11 protein-coding genes, 1 tRNA gene, 2 rRNA genes and 2 pseudogenes are annotated in these 15,146 nt (G+C 42.4%); all 16 read left to right on the top strand.

The genetic code is table 11. The features are described 5' to 3' along the window. Positions 1-131 precede the first annotated feature (131 nt). Positions 132-1,469 (top strand): phosphoglucosamine mutase, encoded by a 1,338-nt coding sequence (glmM, locus tag CS898_RS02975; RefSeq protein ID WP_099207801.1) that lies wholly within the window; start codon positions 132-134, stop codon positions 1,467-1,469. Beyond that, positions 1,469-2,305, top strand: coding sequence for a DegV family protein (locus tag CS898_RS02970; RefSeq protein WP_159459097.1), 837 nt, complete (start codon positions 1,469-1,471; stop codon positions 2,303-2,305). The genes glmM and CS898_RS02970 overlap by 1 nt, the downstream gene beginning before the upstream one ends. Before the next feature lie 102 nt (positions 2,306-2,407). Further along, a complete protein-coding gene (gene tuf, locus CS898_RS02965) occupies positions 2,408-3,739 on the top strand; it encodes an elongation factor Tu (protein ID WP_099208053.1) in 1,332 nt (443 codons plus the stop codon). A 125-nt stretch (positions 3,740-3,864) separates the two neighbouring features. Then, positions 3,865-4,920 carry an SPFH domain-containing protein gene (locus CS898_RS02960; RefSeq protein WP_099207803.1) on the top strand — a complete coding sequence of 352 codons (1,056 nt, stop codon included), beginning with the start codon at positions 3,865-3,867 and terminating at the stop codon, positions 4,918-4,920. Beyond that, positions 4,920-5,117, top strand: a complete 198-nt coding sequence (locus CS898_RS02955) for a type II toxin-antitoxin system antitoxin (RefSeq protein WP_009430039.1) — start codon at positions 4,920-4,922, stop codon at positions 5,115-5,117. Before CS898_RS02960 ends, CS898_RS02955 begins: the two co-directional genes overlap by 1 nt. A gap of 109 nt (positions 5,118-5,226) precedes the next feature. After that, positions 5,227-6,213 carry an LCP family protein gene (locus CS898_RS02950; protein ID WP_099207804.1) on the top strand — a complete coding sequence of 329 codons (987 nt, stop codon included), beginning with the start codon at positions 5,227-5,229 and terminating at the stop codon, positions 6,211-6,213. A 409-nt stretch (positions 6,214-6,622) separates the two neighbouring features. After that, a 16S ribosomal RNA gene (locus CS898_RS02945) occupies positions 6,623-8,145 on the top strand. Between the two features lie 80 nt (positions 8,146-8,225). Then, positions 8,226-8,302, top strand: a tRNA-Ile gene (locus tag CS898_RS02940). Between the two features lie 154 nt (positions 8,303-8,456). Continuing rightward, positions 8,457-11,315, top strand: a 23S ribosomal RNA gene (locus CS898_RS02935). Together the 16S and 23S rRNA genes with 1 tRNA gene alongside form the textbook arrangement of a ribosomal RNA operon. Positions 11,316-11,367: 52 nt before the next feature. After that, a complete protein-coding gene (locus CS898_RS02930; RefSeq protein ID WP_009430694.1) occupies positions 11,368-11,934 on the top strand; it encodes a helix-turn-helix domain-containing protein in 567 nt (188 codons plus the stop codon). Then, positions 11,898-12,752, top strand: a complete 855-nt coding sequence (locus CS898_RS02925) for an IS3 family transposase (RefSeq protein ID WP_141558234.1) — start codon at positions 11,898-11,900, stop codon at positions 12,750-12,752. The genes CS898_RS02930 and CS898_RS02925 overlap by 37 nt, the downstream gene beginning before the upstream one ends. 130 nt (positions 12,753-12,882) lie before the next feature. After that, entirely contained in the window at positions 12,883-13,722 is an 840-nt protein-coding gene (locus CS898_RS02920; RefSeq protein ID WP_009431946.1) for an exodeoxyribonuclease III, read from the top strand. A 154-nt stretch (positions 13,723-13,876) separates the two neighbouring features. After that, entirely contained in the window at positions 13,877-14,083 is a 207-nt protein-coding gene (locus tag CS898_RS02915) for a helix-turn-helix domain-containing protein (RefSeq protein WP_099208052.1), read from the top strand. A 90-nt stretch (positions 14,084-14,173) separates the two neighbouring features. Continuing rightward, positions 14,174-14,284: pseudogene (locus CS898_RS10215) on the top strand (DUF3847 domain-containing protein); the annotation flags it as partial. Positions 14,285-14,289: 5 nt separating this feature from the next. Next, a pseudogene (locus CS898_RS10150) lies at positions 14,290-14,391 on the top strand (MobQ family relaxase); the annotation flags it as partial. A gap of 160 nt (positions 14,392-14,551) precedes the next feature. After that, a complete protein-coding gene (locus CS898_RS02910; RefSeq protein ID WP_099208051.1) occupies positions 14,552-15,094 on the top strand; it encodes a uracil-DNA glycosylase family protein in 543 nt (180 codons plus the stop codon). Positions 15,095-15,146 lie beyond the last annotated feature (52 nt).

The following is a 15,146-nucleotide window of genomic DNA, read 5'->3' as shown; positions in this document are numbered from 1 at the left end:
TGTCTGGAATTTAAAAAGCTTGGGTCAAGGCCCTTGTCTTGATTTAGAGATTTTACAGGGCCTTGAAATATGGTATAATAAAGGCTAGATGGGTTCAGGAAAGAATCTAAAAGAAAAAAGGAGATTTTATATTGACTGAATTATTCGGGACAGATGGTATTCGTGGCATTGCCGGCCAAGGCCTAACGGCTGAATTGGCCTTAAATGTAGGCAAGGCTGCTGGCCTGGTTTTAGGAAAAAACCAAGGTCATTGTCTTATTGGGACAGATACCAGAGAATCTGCAAATATGCTAGAGGCCGCCCTGGCCACAGGCCTAATGAGTATGGGAATGGATGTTACCCTGGTAGGGGTCATTCCTACACCAGGGGTTGCCTATTTAACCAGAACTTTGAACTATACTTGTGGTGTGGTCATTTCGGCCAGTCACAATCCATATAATTATAACGGAATTAAATTTTTCTCCCAAGATGGCTATAAGCTACCGGACCAAGTGGAAGAAGAATTGGAAGACTACCTCTTAAAGCGCAAGAAATTTCCTGAAAATACGGAAAGCTTTGGTCGCTTGACCCTGGATCCCTCCTTGGCCAAGCAATACACCAGGTACCTCCAATCTCTATGCCCCCACAAGTTAAGTGGTTTAAAAATTGCCCTAGACTGTGGGAATGGGGCCCTATCCAAGATTGCACCCTATGTTTTAACCTCTCTAGGAGCCAATGTCTTTGCCCTAAATACCAACCCCAACGGGCGAAACATCAACCTGGACTGTGGGTCCACCAATCCCAAGGTTATCCAAAACCTAGTCCTGTCCAAGGAGGCAGACCTGGGCTTTTCCTTTGATGGAGACGCGGACCGGATTATTGCTGTAGACAACAAGGGACGAATTGTGGACGGAGACCATATCTTGGCCATTTGTGCCCACCACCTCCACCAAAAAGACCAACTAAATGGAGGCGTTGTAGGAACCGTCATGTCCAACCTGGGCTTGAAGAAATATTTGAAATCCATTGATGTGAACTTTATTGAAGCCAAGGTAGGAGACCGCTATGTCCTGGAGGAAATGCGAGAAAATGGTTATGTCCTAGGGGGAGAACAATCGGGTCACATTATTTTTACAGACTACAATACAACGGGGGACGGCCTAGCCACAGGTCTTCACTTAATCGAAGTCATGCTGGAAAGTCAAAAATCCTTGTCCGACCTCAATGACCTCATGACTAGTTACCCCCAAGTCTTAGTCAATGCAAGAGTCTTGGACCACAAGAAAAAATCCTATCTAGAAGATGATGTTTTAGAAAAATCCATTGAAGCCCTAGAGAAAAAATATGAAGATAATGGACGGATTCTTATCCGACCATCAGGAACAGAACCTTTGATTCGGGTCATGATCGAAGGAACAAACCTCGATGAAATGAGGGAAGATGCACAAGTTCTTGCAGACCTGATCCAAGAACAACTGGGAGGTGAATGATGAACTACCAACTTGTTGGCGACTCCAGTGTGGACCTAACTGACCAACTTGAAGAATCCTTGGGAATTAAGCTCATTCCCTTTACCATTCAAGTAGAAGGAAAAGATTTTGTAGACAAGGACCGGAGACAAATTCAAAAGATGCGGGAGGAGATGAATGCATCCAAGAAAGCTGTAAAAACCAGTTGTCCCTCTCCCTATGACTACCAAGAAGCCTTTGATCCAGAAGCAGATGGAATTTTTGTTATCACCATTAGTTCCAAATTGTCCGGGTCCTACAACTCAGCCAACCTGGGAGTTAAGGAATTTCAAGAAAAACACCCGCAAACAAGGGTCCATGTATTTGACAGTCGGTCCGCTTCTGCCGGAGAAACGAACCTGGCCTATTATATAAAGAGCCTTATGGACCAAGGCCTGGCCTTTGAAGAAATTGTAGAAAAGGGAGAAGGTTTTATCCAGGAAATGGAAACCTTCTTTATCCTGGAAAGCCTAGACAACCTAATTAAAAATGGCCGGATTAAAAAGTCTGCAGGCCTGATTGCCAAGACCTTAAATATCAAGCCTATTATGCGGGGAGTCAAGGGAGAAATTGAACTCTTTGAACTCAACCGGGGCTTTAAAAAGTCTCTGGATAAACTGGCCAAGGCCCTGGGACGAGTGGCTGGACAAAGTCAAGGACGCACCCTCTATATTAGTCATTCCAATGCAGAGGACAAGGCCCAGCTCTTTAAGGAAAAAGTCTTGGATCTTTACCAGTTTGACGATGTAGTGGTGGTCCCTACAGGAGGTCTGTCCTCGGCCTATGCTGATGACGGAGGCATTGTCATTAGCTTTTAATGGTAGGGTCTGTAAAAACCACCATAAACAGTTGCTTTTAAGACAAATTTATTGTATGATAAGAACAAAATAAAGTCATTTCTTAAATATAGGAGGAGAACCATGGCAAAAGAAAAATTTGAAAGAACGAAACCCCACGTAAATATCGGAACCATTGGTCACGTTGACCACGGTAAAACAACCCTAACAGCAGCAATCACATTTGTATTAAACAAAAGNCTTAAATATAGGAGGAGAACCATGGCAAAAGAAAAATTTGAAAGAACGAAACCCCACGTAAATATCGGAACCATTGGTCACGTTGACCACGGTAAAACAACCCTAACAGCAGCAATCACATTTGTATTAAACAAAAGATACGGATCCGGTGAATTCGTAGACTATGCCAACATTGACAAGGCACCCGAAGAAAGAGAACGTGGAATCACCATTTCCACATCCCACGTAGAATACGAAACACCAAACCGTCACTACGCTCACGTAGACTGCCCAGGCCATGCCGACTACGTTAAAAACATGATCACAGGAGCAGCCCAAATGGACGGAGCCATCCTAGTTGTATCCGCAGCCGATGGACCCATGCCCCAAACCCGTGAACACATTCTACTATCCCGTCAAGTAGGGGTACCAAAGATTGTCGTCTTCCTAAACAAAGAAGACCAAGTAGACGACCCAGAATTGATCGAATTAGTAGAAATGGAAGTACGTGACCTACTAAGCGAATACGAATTCGACGGAGACAACACACCCATCGTAGTAGGATCCGCCCTAAAAGCCCTAGAAGATCCAGACGGAGAATGGGGAGACAAAATCGTAAAACTAATGGAAGAAGTAGACGAATACATTCCAGCACCAAAACGTGATACAGAACACCCCTTCCTAATGCCCGTAGAAGACATCTTCTCCATTACAGGACGTGGAACCGTAGCTACAGGCCGTGTAGAACGCGGAGTAGTAAAAGTAAACGACAACGTAGAAATCGTCGGCCTAACCGAAGAAAAGAGAACCGTCGTCGTAACCGGAGTAGAAATGTTCAAGAAAATGTTAGACGAAGCCCAAGCAGGAGATAACATTGGAGTACTACTACGTGGAGTTCAAAGAGACGAAATCGAACGTGGACAAGTACTGGCAGCCCCAGGAACCATCCAACCCCATACAAAATTTGAAGCAGAAGTCTACGTATTAACCAAAGAAGAAGGTGGACGACACACCCCATTCTTCAATGGCTACAGACCCCAATTCTACTTCAGAACCACAGACGTAACCGGTGACATCCAATTAGCCGAAGGCGTAGAAATGGTTATGCCAGGAGACAACGCCACCTTTACCGTAACCCTAATCACCCCAATTGCCATGGACGAAGGACTTCGTTTCGCAATTCGTGAAGGAGGACGTACAGTAGGAGCAGGAGTTGTATCCAAATTATTAAGCTAAGAGCTTAGAAAAACTGACAAGGCAGGTATCGAAAGATGCCTGTCTTTTTATTTTATAAAAAGCCTTGCTAGCCAATTGAAAATATGATATTATTTTGATATCAAAATAAATCTTGGAGGTGGATTATGAAAAATAAAGAAGAAGAAATTAAAGAAAAGATTCTCAAGGGACGTAAAATAGGAATCTATGTTCTATTGGGATACTTATTGGGCCTAGTGCTGGCGGTTATTTATATAATAAATTATGTAGGCTACATTACTTATTATGGTGCTGGATTTACTGAAAAACTGGTTTTTATTCTAGCTATCCTCTATATAGGCCTGGCGTGGATTATATTATGTGGTTTAAAGGTGCTTAGACCGCAAGAGGCTTATGTCTTTACCGTATTTGGGAAATATATTGGCACTGTAAAAGGAGAAGGCTTTTACTTTATCCACCCCTTTGCCAGGGCCTTTAATCCCGCTGCGAGTACTCGACTGGGACAAAGTGGTGATGTTAAAGAGATAAAAAAGCTAGGTCAAGCAGACAAGGGACAAGAGAGAAGTCCAGGAGCCTTAGAAGATAAGCGAATTTCTTTAAAGGTCATGACCTTAAATAATAGCAAGCAAAAAATCAACGATTATTTGGGGAATCCTGTTGAAATAGGCATTGCAGTCATGTGGAAGGTTAAGGATACAGCAAAGGCTGTCTTTAATGTGGATAATTTTAAAGAATATCTATCTCTTCAAACAGATACGGCCTTAAGAAACATTGTCCGTCAATATCCCTATGATGTAAATCCAAACTATAAAATTGACACGACAGGAGACGGAGAACCTGATGATGGGTCCTTGAGAGGGTCTAGCGAAGTTGTTGCAAGAAGAATCAAAGAAGATATCCAGTCTAGGGTTGAATTTGCGGGTTTAGAAATTGTAGACGCCCGTATTACCCATCTTTCCTATGCTCCAGAAATTGCACAATCCATGTTGGTTAGACAACAAGCGTCTGCCTTGATCGATGCTAGATCTATGATTGTTGATGGGGCTGTAGGAATGGTTGAAATGGCCTTAGACCAATTAGAAGACAAGGGGGTTATTGACCTGGATGAAGAGAGAAAGGCTGCCATGGTCTCCAATCTAATGGTGGTTCTTTGTGGTAATAGCGAGGTATCCCCCATTATTAATTCGGGAAGTCTCTATTAATGACGGCTAAAAAACAAATTCCCTTACGAGTTTCAAAGAAGTTATATGAACAAATTGCTTCCTGGGCAGAAGATGATTTTCGTTCAATCAATGGACAAATTGAATATCTTTTAACGGAATGCGTAAAACAAAGAAAAAAAGATGGGAAGTATGTAGGGGAAACAATTGATCAACCTCTGGATATCGATATAGAGTAAGGCTGGAATTTTCCAGCCTTCTTTCTTTAAATAAGGAAGAATCAATCTTGCAGTATTGCTTAAAATTAGGTAAAATAAATTAAAACATATTATTGAAAGAAGGTTTGAATTGAAAATACTCTATCGGATCTTTATCGTCCTTACCATTCTCCTGCTTTTGGCAGGACTCATTTTGGGGAACCTATTAAAACCTCAATCCTCAAAACAGGTAAAAGTACGAAGCGATCAATCCCAACAGACAGATGTTAAAGACCTACCTAGAATCAATGCGTTTAAGGGAGACCAACCTCTTCACGTCTTAATCCTAGGAGTCGATGAAACAGCAACAAATGAATATACAGCAGAAGAATACGGATCTAGATCAGATACAATTATGGTATTTTCAATTGATCCAGTTAAAAAAACAGTTCAGCTTCTATCTATTCCTCGAGATACCTATGTTAGTATTCCAGGCTATGCCAAGACGAAAATCAATCATGCTTGGTCTCATGGGGGCTACCCTCTTGTGGAAAAAACAGTAGAAGACTTCCTGGGAATTAAAATCGACTACCATGCCATTGTTCGATACAATGCAGTAAAAGAATTAACCCAGGCAGTCGGTGGAGTAGAAGTCTACTTACCAGTGGATTATAAATATACAGACACCCTGGTAAAACCGGCATTACGCATTAATTTCACCAAGGGATATCACCTTGTGGCTGGAGAAAAAGCTGTGGACTTTTTAAGGATTCGAAAAGCCTATGCAGACCAAGACATTGGACGAATCAATCAACAGCAAAAATTTCTCATGTCTCTTTTTGACAAAATGAAAAACAAAAGCATGCTATTTAAGTTGCCCCAACTAGTTGATATTGCAAATGAAAATATCGAAAGTGACTTATCTTATGGGCAAATCGTGGACTTGGCCTATTTTGGCTTGTCCCTAGAAAAGGAAAACATCCATATGTCTACCCTAGAGGGAGAAGAAAAGATGATTGATGATATTTCCTATTGGTTTGTGGAAAGAGAATCTGCTCGGAGACAGATGACTTTTGAAAATCAAAGTCAAGAAACTTCAGAAAGTATCGGAAATAATAGCGGTGAAAACCAAGAATAGAAAAACGAGAAAAGAACTTAGAAATTTCTAAGTTCTTTTCTCGTTTTTCTATTGACAAAAAGTTGAAATTTAAGTAAACTATAAAAGCTGCTAAAAACAAGGCCAAGGCCCTTTGAAAAAGCAGCAAAAGAAAAACCAAAAATCCTCTTGACAAAGACAGGGAGACTTGGTAAACTAATACATGTTGTTTTCCACAAGTAAAAAGCTTTTTAAGAAATTGTAAAAAAGTTCTTGACAAAGACCTTTTACCGGTGGTAAAATAATTAAGCTATCTCGTAAAGAGATCAGTTTAAACAGAACCAAAAAAACTAAACAGTGTAAGAGAATGAACACACAAGCAAAAGCAAAAAGCGGAACTTCAGTGAAGAATCCGGAGTCAGTCTAAAGACGATAAAATGGAAAAAACTTTTTAATTGAGAGTTTGATCCTGGCTCAGGACGAACGCTGGCGGCGCGCCTAACACATGCAAGTCGAGCGATGAAATTTTAACAGATCTCTTCGGAGAGAAGATAAAATGGATTAGCGGCGGACGGGTGAGTAACACGTGAGAAACCTGCCTTTCACAAGGGGATAGCCTCGGGAAACCGGGATTAATACCCTATGACACATTTCCTTCGCATGAAAGAAATGTTAAAACTCCGGTGGTGAAAGATGGTCTCGCGTCTGATTAGCTAGTTGGTGGGGTAATAGCCTACCAAGGCCATGATCAGTAACCGGCCTGAGAGGGTGAACGGTCACATTGGAACTGAGACACGGTCCAAACTCCTACGGGAGGCAGCAGTGGGGAATATTGCACAATGGAGGAAACTCTGATGCAGCGACGCCGCGTGAGCGATGAAGGCTTTCGAGTCGTAAAGCTCTGTCCTATGGGAAGATAATGACGGTACCATAGGAGGAAGCCCCGGCTAACTACGTGCCAGCAGCCGCGGTAATACGTAGGGGGCGAGCGTTGTCCGGAATCACTGGGCGTAAAGGGTTCGCAGGCGGTCTATCAAGTCTGATGTGAAAGGCATGGGCTTAACCCATGTAAGCATTGGAAACTGATAGACTTGAGTTAAGGAGAGGTAAGTGGAATTCCTAGTGTAGCGGTGAAATGCGTAGATATTAGGAAGAATACCGGTGGCGAAGGCGACTTACTGGACTTAAACTGACGCTGAGGAACGAAAGCGTGGGGAGCAAACAGGATTAGATACCCTGGTAGTCCACGCTGTAAACGATGAGTGCTAGGTGTCGGGGTAACTCGGTGCCGCAGTTAACACATTAAGCACTCCGCCTGGGGAGTACGTGCGCAAGCATGAAACTCAAAGGAATTGACGGGGACCCGCACAAGCAGCGGAGCATGTGGTTTAATTCGAAGCAACGCGAAGAACCTTACCAAGGCTAGACATTTTATTGACCGGTCTAGAGATAGACCATTTCTTCGGAACAGTAAAACAGGTGGTGCATGGTTGTCGTCAGCTCGTGTCGTGAGATGTTGGGTTAAGTCCCGCAACGAGCGCAACCCTTACCTTTAGTTGCCAGCATTTCGGATGGGAACTCTAAAGGGACTGCCGATGATAAATCGGAGGAAGGTGGGGATGACGTCAAATCATCATGCCCTTTATGCCTTGGGCTACACACGTGCTACAATGGTCGGTACAGAGAGCAGCGAGCGAGCGATCTCAAGCGAATCTCAAAAAGCCGATCTCAGTTCGGATTGCAGGCTGCAACTCGCCTGCATGAAGTCGGAGTTGCTAGTAATCGCGAATCAGAATGTCGCGGTGAATGCGTTCCCGGGTCTTGTACACACCGCCCGTCACACCATGGGAGTTGGTAATACCCGAAGCCGCCGAGCTAACCATTTGGAGGCAGGCGTCGAAGGTAGGATCAATGACTGGGGTGAAGTCGTAACAAGGTAGCCGTATCGGAAGGTGCGGCTGGATCACCTCCTTTCTAAGGAGTTCAAAAAGAAGTGGCCTTTGAGCAATCAAGACATTTCTTAACTCTTACACTGGATTTTTTGGCTCTGGCATGGACCTGTAGCTCAGCTGGTTAGAGCGCACGCCTGATAAGCGTGAGGTCGGTGGTTCGAGTCCACCCAGGTCCACCACAACTAAACTTCGGTTTAGTTTAGATGCACAATGAAAACTACATACTCCAATTTTTAAAAGTAAGAATGAGATTTTCAAATTATTCAATAACGAGAGTAAAGAAAAGACATTTTTACCGGATAGAAAAACAGTTTTAAGGAAAACTGAAACAAAGGTCAAGTTAGAAAGAGCATCAGGTGGATGCCTTGGCACCAAGAGCCGATGAAGGACGTGATAAGCTGCGAAAAGCAACGGGGAGTCGCAAATAGACGTTAATCCGTTGATGTCCGAATGGGGAAACCCGTATGAGCAAACCTCATACATCCTGTCATGAATCCATAGTGGCCGGAAGGAAGACCGGGGGAACTGAAACATCTAAGTACCCCGAGGAAAAGAAAGAAACCTCGATTTCCCAAGTAGCGGCGAGCGAACGGGAAAGAGCCCAGGAGCGTAACGACTGATTTTGTATAGTAGAAGAATCTGGGAAGATTCGCCAAAGAGGGTAACAGCCCCGTACATGAAATGCAAAATGAGCGAACTCCGAAGAGTACCACGAGACACGTGAAACCTTGTGGGAAGATAGGGGGACCACCCCCTAAGGCTAAATACTCCTTGGTGACCGATAGCGCATAGTACCGTGAGGGAACGGTGAAAAGAACCCCGGGAGGGGAGTGAAATAGAATCTGAAACCTGATGTTTACAAGCAGATAAAGTGGTTTTAGGCCACGATATCGTACTTTTTGTAGAACGGGCCAGCGAGTTATGATTTCAAGCAAGGTTAAGAAGAAAAACTTTGGAGCCGCAGGGAAACCGAGTCTGAATAGGGCGAAGAGTTTGAAGTTGTAGACCCGAAACCGTGTGATCTATCCATGGGCAGAGTGAAGTGTTGGTAAAACGACATGGAGGCTCGAACCGGGTAACGTTTAAAAGTTATCGGATGACCTGTGGATAGGGGTGAAAAGCCAATCGAACACGGAGATAGCTGGTTCTCCTCGAAATAGCTTTAGGGCTAGCCTGTAGGAAGACTGTTTGGGGGGTAGAGCACTGAATCGCCAAGGGACATGTGATGTTACCGCGGCCTATCAAACTCCGAATACCCAAACAAAGCCTATGGAGTCAGACAGTGAGGGATGAGCTTCATTGTCGAAAGGGAAAGAGCCCAGACCACCGACTAAGGTCCCAAAATACTATTTAAGTGGGAAAGGATGTGGAGTTACTCAGACAACTAGGATGTTGGCTTAGAAGCAGCCATCCATTGAAAGAGTGCGTAATAGCTCACTAGTCAAGTGACTCTGCGCCGAAGATAACCGGGGCTAAAATAGATACCGAAGTCGTGGAACGTATAACGTTGGTAGAGGAGCATTGTATAGACGACGAAGCAAAAGGCGTAAGCCATTGTGGAGACTATACAAGAGAGAATGCTGGCATGAGTAGCGAGAGGTGAGTGAGAATCTCACCCGTCGAAAACCCAAGGATTCCTGAGGAAGGCTCGTCCACTCAGGGTAAGTCGGGACCTAAGGCGAGGCTGAAAAGCGTAGTCGATGGACAACAGGTGGAAATTCCTGTACCGATGGTATTGTTGATGATGGAGTGACGCAGGAGGGGAAATAGAGCGCCCAGTTGGTGAGGCGTGCAAGCACAAAGGCAAGAAGATAGGCAAATCCGTCTTCTGCAGATGCTAAAGTGTGATGCGGATTGAAAACAAGTAGAGAAGTCTAAACGAACCAAACTGCCAAGAAAAGCTTCTAAGAGATACCATTGCCCGTACCGTAAACCGACACAGGTAGGTGAGGAGAGAATCCTAAGACGAGCGGAAGAACCTTTGTTAAGGAACTCGGCAAAATGACCCCGTAACTTCGGGAGAAGGGGAGCCCCTGTAAAAGGGGGCCGCAGTGAAAAGGCCCAAGCGACTGTTTACCAAAAACACAAGTATCTGCGAAGTCGAAAGACGAAGTATAGGTGCTGACACCTGCCCGGTGCTGGAAGGTTAAGGGGACGAGTTAGCGTAAGCGAAGCTCTGAGCTGAAGCCCCAGTAAACGGCGGCCGTAACTATAACGGTCCTAAGGTAGCGAAATTCCTTGTCGGGTAAGTTCCGACCCGCACGAAAGGTGTAACGATTTGGGCACTGTCTCAACAAAGGATCCGGTGAAATTGTAGTAGCGGTAAAGATGCCGCTTACCCACGACAGGACGGAAAGACCCCGTGGAGCTTTACTGTAGGTTGACATTGGATTTTGGGATAAACTGTACAGGATAGGTGGGAGGCAAAGAACCATGTACGCCAGTATATGGGGAGCCATTGGTGGGATACCACTCTTTTTATCTTAGAATTCTAACCGACTTCCGTGAAACCGGAAGCGGGACACTGTCAGTCGGGCAGTTTGACTGGGGCGGTCGCCTCCGAAAGAGTAACGGAGGCGTTCAAAGGTTCCCTCAGCACGGACGGAAATCGTGCGCAGAGTGCAAAGGCAGAAGGGAGCTTGACTGCGAGAGCGACAACTCGAGCAGATGCGAAAGCAGGACTTAGTGATCCGGTGGTACCGCGTGGAAGGGCCATCGCTCAACGGATAAAAGCTACCCCGGGGATAACAGGCTTATCTCCCCCAAGAGTCCACATCGACGGGGAGGTTTGGCACCTCGATGTCGGCTCGTCTCATCCTGGGGCTGAAGTAGGTCCCAAGGGTTGGGCTGTTCGCCCATTAAAGAGGCACGCGAGCTGGGTTCAGAACGTCGCGAGACAGTTCGGTCCCTATCCGTCGTGGGCGCAGGAAATTTGAGAGGAGCTATCCTTAGTACGAGAGGACCGGGATGGACAAACCGCTGGTGCATCAGTTGTACTGCCAAGTGCACAGCTGAGTAGCTACGTTTGGACTGGATAAGAGCTGAAGGCATCTAAGCACGAAGCCAACCTCGAGATGAGATTTCCCATCGAAAGAATAAGGCCCCTTGAAGAAAATGAGGTAGATAGGCTTCAGGTGGAAGCACAGCAATGTGTGGAGCTAAGAAGTACTAATCGGCCGAAGACTTGACCAAGGAANTGATATGTACCCTCTTTACTGGACAAACCAGTAAGGAGGGTATTTTTGTGAAATATAGCTATGAATTCAAAAAAGAGTGCATACAGTTGTATAGGCAAGGGAAATGGCCTGATACACCTGATGGGACCAAAGAAGAAAACCTTCATGCTTCCATTAGAAAATGGTTTAGATTAGAAGAACTTCATGGCCCAGAAATTTTAAACCATGGAAATAATATCCACTGGACACCAGATGAAAAATTAGAAATGGTGTCGAAAGTGCTGGCTGGAAATTCAATAAAGGCAACTGCAATCGAAAATGGAATAAATGAAGGACAACTTTATTCATGGCTTAACAAGTATAAAAAGGATGGATATAATGGTCTTGTGAATAAAAAGAAAGGCCGTAAATCTAAAAATACAACCATGAAAAAGAAAAATATCCATAAACCAAAAGAACTGAATGAATCCGAAAGAGAAGAACTCATAAGACTTAGAGCAGAAAATGAATATATGAAGGCTGAGAATGAAATAATAAAAAAAGAGATCGCCTTGAGAGAAGAACGTTACGCTGCGCAACTCAAGGCGAAAAAGCAGCGATTGTCAAAGAACTCAAAGAAAAAGGATACAGACTAAAGGATCTTTTAAGAGCCATTGATTTGCCGAGGTCAACATACTACTTTGAACTAAATAAAGTGGATAAAATAAAAGTTAAGAATCGTCCGATTGCAGATAAAATAGCCCAAATCTTTCACCTACACAAAGGAAGATATGGAGTGCGAAGAGTCTATATGGAGTTAATAAATCAAGGCTATGTCATAAACCATAAAAAAGTACAAAGGATTATGCACGAACGAAAACTTTTTGGAAAGGGCTCTAAAGAAAAATACCACTCCTATCAGGGGAAAATAGGTAAAGTAGCAGATAATCTAATCAATAGAGACTTCAAAGCAGATAGACCTTTACAAAAATGGACCACGGATGTCTCTGAATTTAAATTTTCTTGGGGTAAATGCTACATCTCTCCAATACTTGATATGTATACCAATGAGATTATCTCCTACGACTTATCCTTAAGTCCTAATTTAAAACAAATATCTACTATGTTAAGAAGAGCATTTAGAAAATTTCCAAAACTAAAGAACTTAATACTACATTCAGATCAAGGTTGGCAATACCAACATAAATATTATGTCAATGAGCTTAAAAAACATGGGATAAAGCAATCCATGTCAAGAAAAGGGAATTGCTATGATAACTCCATTATGGAGACATTCTTTGGAAGGCTAAAAAATGAAATGTATTATGGTTATGAAAAGAGCTATCGCTCTTTTGACGAATTTTCGAGAGCAATAGAGGAGTATATAGATTATTACAATAACGAAAGAATTCAATCAAAAACAAAATGGATGCCACCTACAAAGTATAGGTTAGCATCCACTACAACGAATTAATTAAATATTGTGTCCAGTTTTATGGGTACACATCATTTTAGGCTGGGCCTAGGTGGGTTTTTTATTTATGAGGAAAACTTTCTTCATCATTGCTATAATAGAAGGTAAGAGATGAAAATGAGGAGGAAATATGAAGTTTATATCTTGGAATATTGATTCTTTAAATGCGGCCCTAACCAGCGATTCTGCTAGGGCACAACTATCTAGAGGGGTTTTAAGGCGACTTCAGGAGGAAAATCCTGATGTTATTGCTATTCAAGAAACAAAGTTACCAGAAAAAGGTCCTAGCAAAAAACATATCCAGGCCTTGGAAGAGTGGTTCCCTGACTATAATTATGTATGGACGTCTTCTTGTCCACCAGCTCGTAAGGGCTATGCCGGCACCATGACCCTCTATAAAAAAACTCTGAAGGCAGAAGTGACCTTTCCAGAGATAGGGGCTCCCACTACTATGGACCATGAGGGTCGAATTATTACCCTGGAATTTGATCGCTTTTATTTTACCCAGGTCTATACCCCCAATGCGGGAAATGGCTTGGTTCGTCTAGGAGACCGGCAAATCTGGGATGAAAAATTTGCCGACTACCTGGAAGGGCTTGACCAGGAAAAACCAGTTATTGCAACGGGAGACTTTAATGTCGCCCACAAGGAAATTGATTTGAAAAATCCAGATGCCAACCGTCGGTCTCCGGGTTTTACGGACGAAGAAAGACTGGGTTTTAGCAAGCTCTTGGACCGAGGTTTTGTAGACAGCTTCCGCCATATCCATGGAGATGTAGAAGGGGTTTATTCTTGGTGGGCCCAAAGGGTAAAAACTAGCAAGATCAACAATTCTGGCTGGAGAATTGACTACTTTTTGGTAAGTGACCGAATCAAAGATCTGGTCATAGAATCTAACATGATTGATTCTGGAGAAAGACAAGACCATACTCCCTTAATCTTAAGATTTGACCTTGATAAATTGCCCTAGAGATTTGGAGCAGTTCCAAGTGGGACAAGGAAAAAAACAAAGACTATCTCAATAAACACTAACGCAAGAACAAGTATAAAATAGGCTAAAGTGACTTATTAGCCTATTTATGATATAACATATCTTAACAATTAAAGGGATAAGGGCTAATAATATGGCCATTTCTTATAAACCATTATGGCATTTATTGGTAGAAAGAGAAATGAACAAAGAAGACTTAAAAAGAGCTGCAAACATAACAAGCAACATAGTTTCAAGAATGAACAAAAACTCTTATGTGAACTTAGGGTCATTAGAAAAGATTTGCTTGGCATTGGATTGCAGAATTGAAGATGTTATCGAGGTTGTAAGAGGTGATTAGAATTTAATAATGTGTAGTAACGGCTAAGTGTAAAAATTTAGTCGTTTTTTATTGAAGTAAAGGAGATTGGAATGAAAAGAATTAGAACAAATAAAACAAGAGCCAAAAGAAATAAAAGATAAAATTGACTATATAGAAGAAAGATTAAGAAAACTAAAAAATCTATTAAGCCTCCACCTAAAACAACAAAAAAGAAAGGAAGTGATAAAAATGAATGGGACGGAGTAACCCACGACTATACAAGAAAAGAAAAAGTATTCGTAAAAAATATAATATTGCCTGATCACATACCAAAAGAATTTAATGATAGTAGATTATGCAATTCATGATGAGAGTCAAGACAAAAATGGGTAATAATCTTATGTAGGTTGAAAGTTTTACTAGGCTAAGAATAGATTTTTTACGAAAATTGTTACTTGTCCTAAAGCTTGGTAGGGTTCTAATTCTAATGAAAGTGATGGCAAAATTATGAAAGAAAAACTCATTATTAAAAAATTAAGAGAAGATCGCAGAAATGAAAGCTACACAAATAGAGGGATTAACCCAATATTCCAGCTAAATCCAAAATCAAAAATTCTGATAATTGGGCAAGCTCCTGGGGAAAGGGTTGAAGAAACTGGTATTTTATTTAATGATAAGAGTGGGGAAAATCTTGTCAAATGGTTGGGTATATCGGAAGACGCCCTCCATAGTGAAGATTTTTCTATAATTCCAATGGATTTTTATTATCCTGGAAAGGGAAAATCAGGCGACAAGGCTCCTAGGTCTTTTATTGCAAAAGAATACCATCCACTATTATTAAATGAATTGAAGGATATAAAGTTAACCATTTTGATAGGAGCCTATGCTCAAAAGTTTTATTTGAAGGATAAATTTAAGAAAAATTTAACTGAAACAGTAAAATCTTACAAAGAATTTTTGCCAGAATATTTCCCAATAGCCCACCCAAGTCCTCTAAACAACAGGTGGATAGCAAAAAATCCTTTTTTTAGAGAGGAGGTCTTAGAGTGACCCCATAAAGTTGGACCTAATCGAGTAAGCATTTCGCTTACTCGATTTTGTT

Origin of the sequence: Urinicoccus timonensis (genome assembly GCF_900232945.1) — a bacterium.
GTDB lineage: Bacteria > Bacillota > Clostridia > Tissierellales > Peptoniphilaceae > Urinicoccus > Urinicoccus timonensis.
The sequence above is the reverse complement of the archived record's forward strand: the minus strand, read 5'-3'. Positions and strand labels throughout refer to the sequence as shown.

What these genes read in the sequence shown, in the direction of transcription:
- CS898_RS02970 (WP_159459097.1), top strand. Translation starts at nt 1,469, where the DNA reads ATGAACTACCAACTTGTTGGCGACTCCAGTGTGGACCTAACTGACCAA.
- CS898_RS02960 (WP_099207803.1), top strand. Translation starts at nt 3,865, where the DNA reads ATGAAAAATAAAGAAGAAGAAATTAAAGAAAAGATTCTCAAGGGACGT.
- CS898_RS02955 (WP_009430039.1), top strand. Translation starts at nt 4,920, where the DNA reads ATGACGGCTAAAAAACAAATTCCCTTACGAGTTTCAAAGAAGTTATAT.
- CS898_RS02920 (WP_009431946.1), top strand. Translation starts at nt 12,883, where the DNA reads ATGAAGTTTATATCTTGGAATATTGATTCTTTAAATGCGGCCCTAACC.
- CS898_RS02915 (WP_099208052.1), top strand. Translation starts at nt 13,877, where the DNA reads ATGGCCATTTCTTATAAACCATTATGGCATTTATTGGTAGAAAGAGAA.
- CS898_RS02910 (WP_099208051.1), top strand. Translation starts at nt 14,552, where the DNA reads ATGAAAGAAAAACTCATTATTAAAAAATTAAGAGAAGATCGCAGAAAT.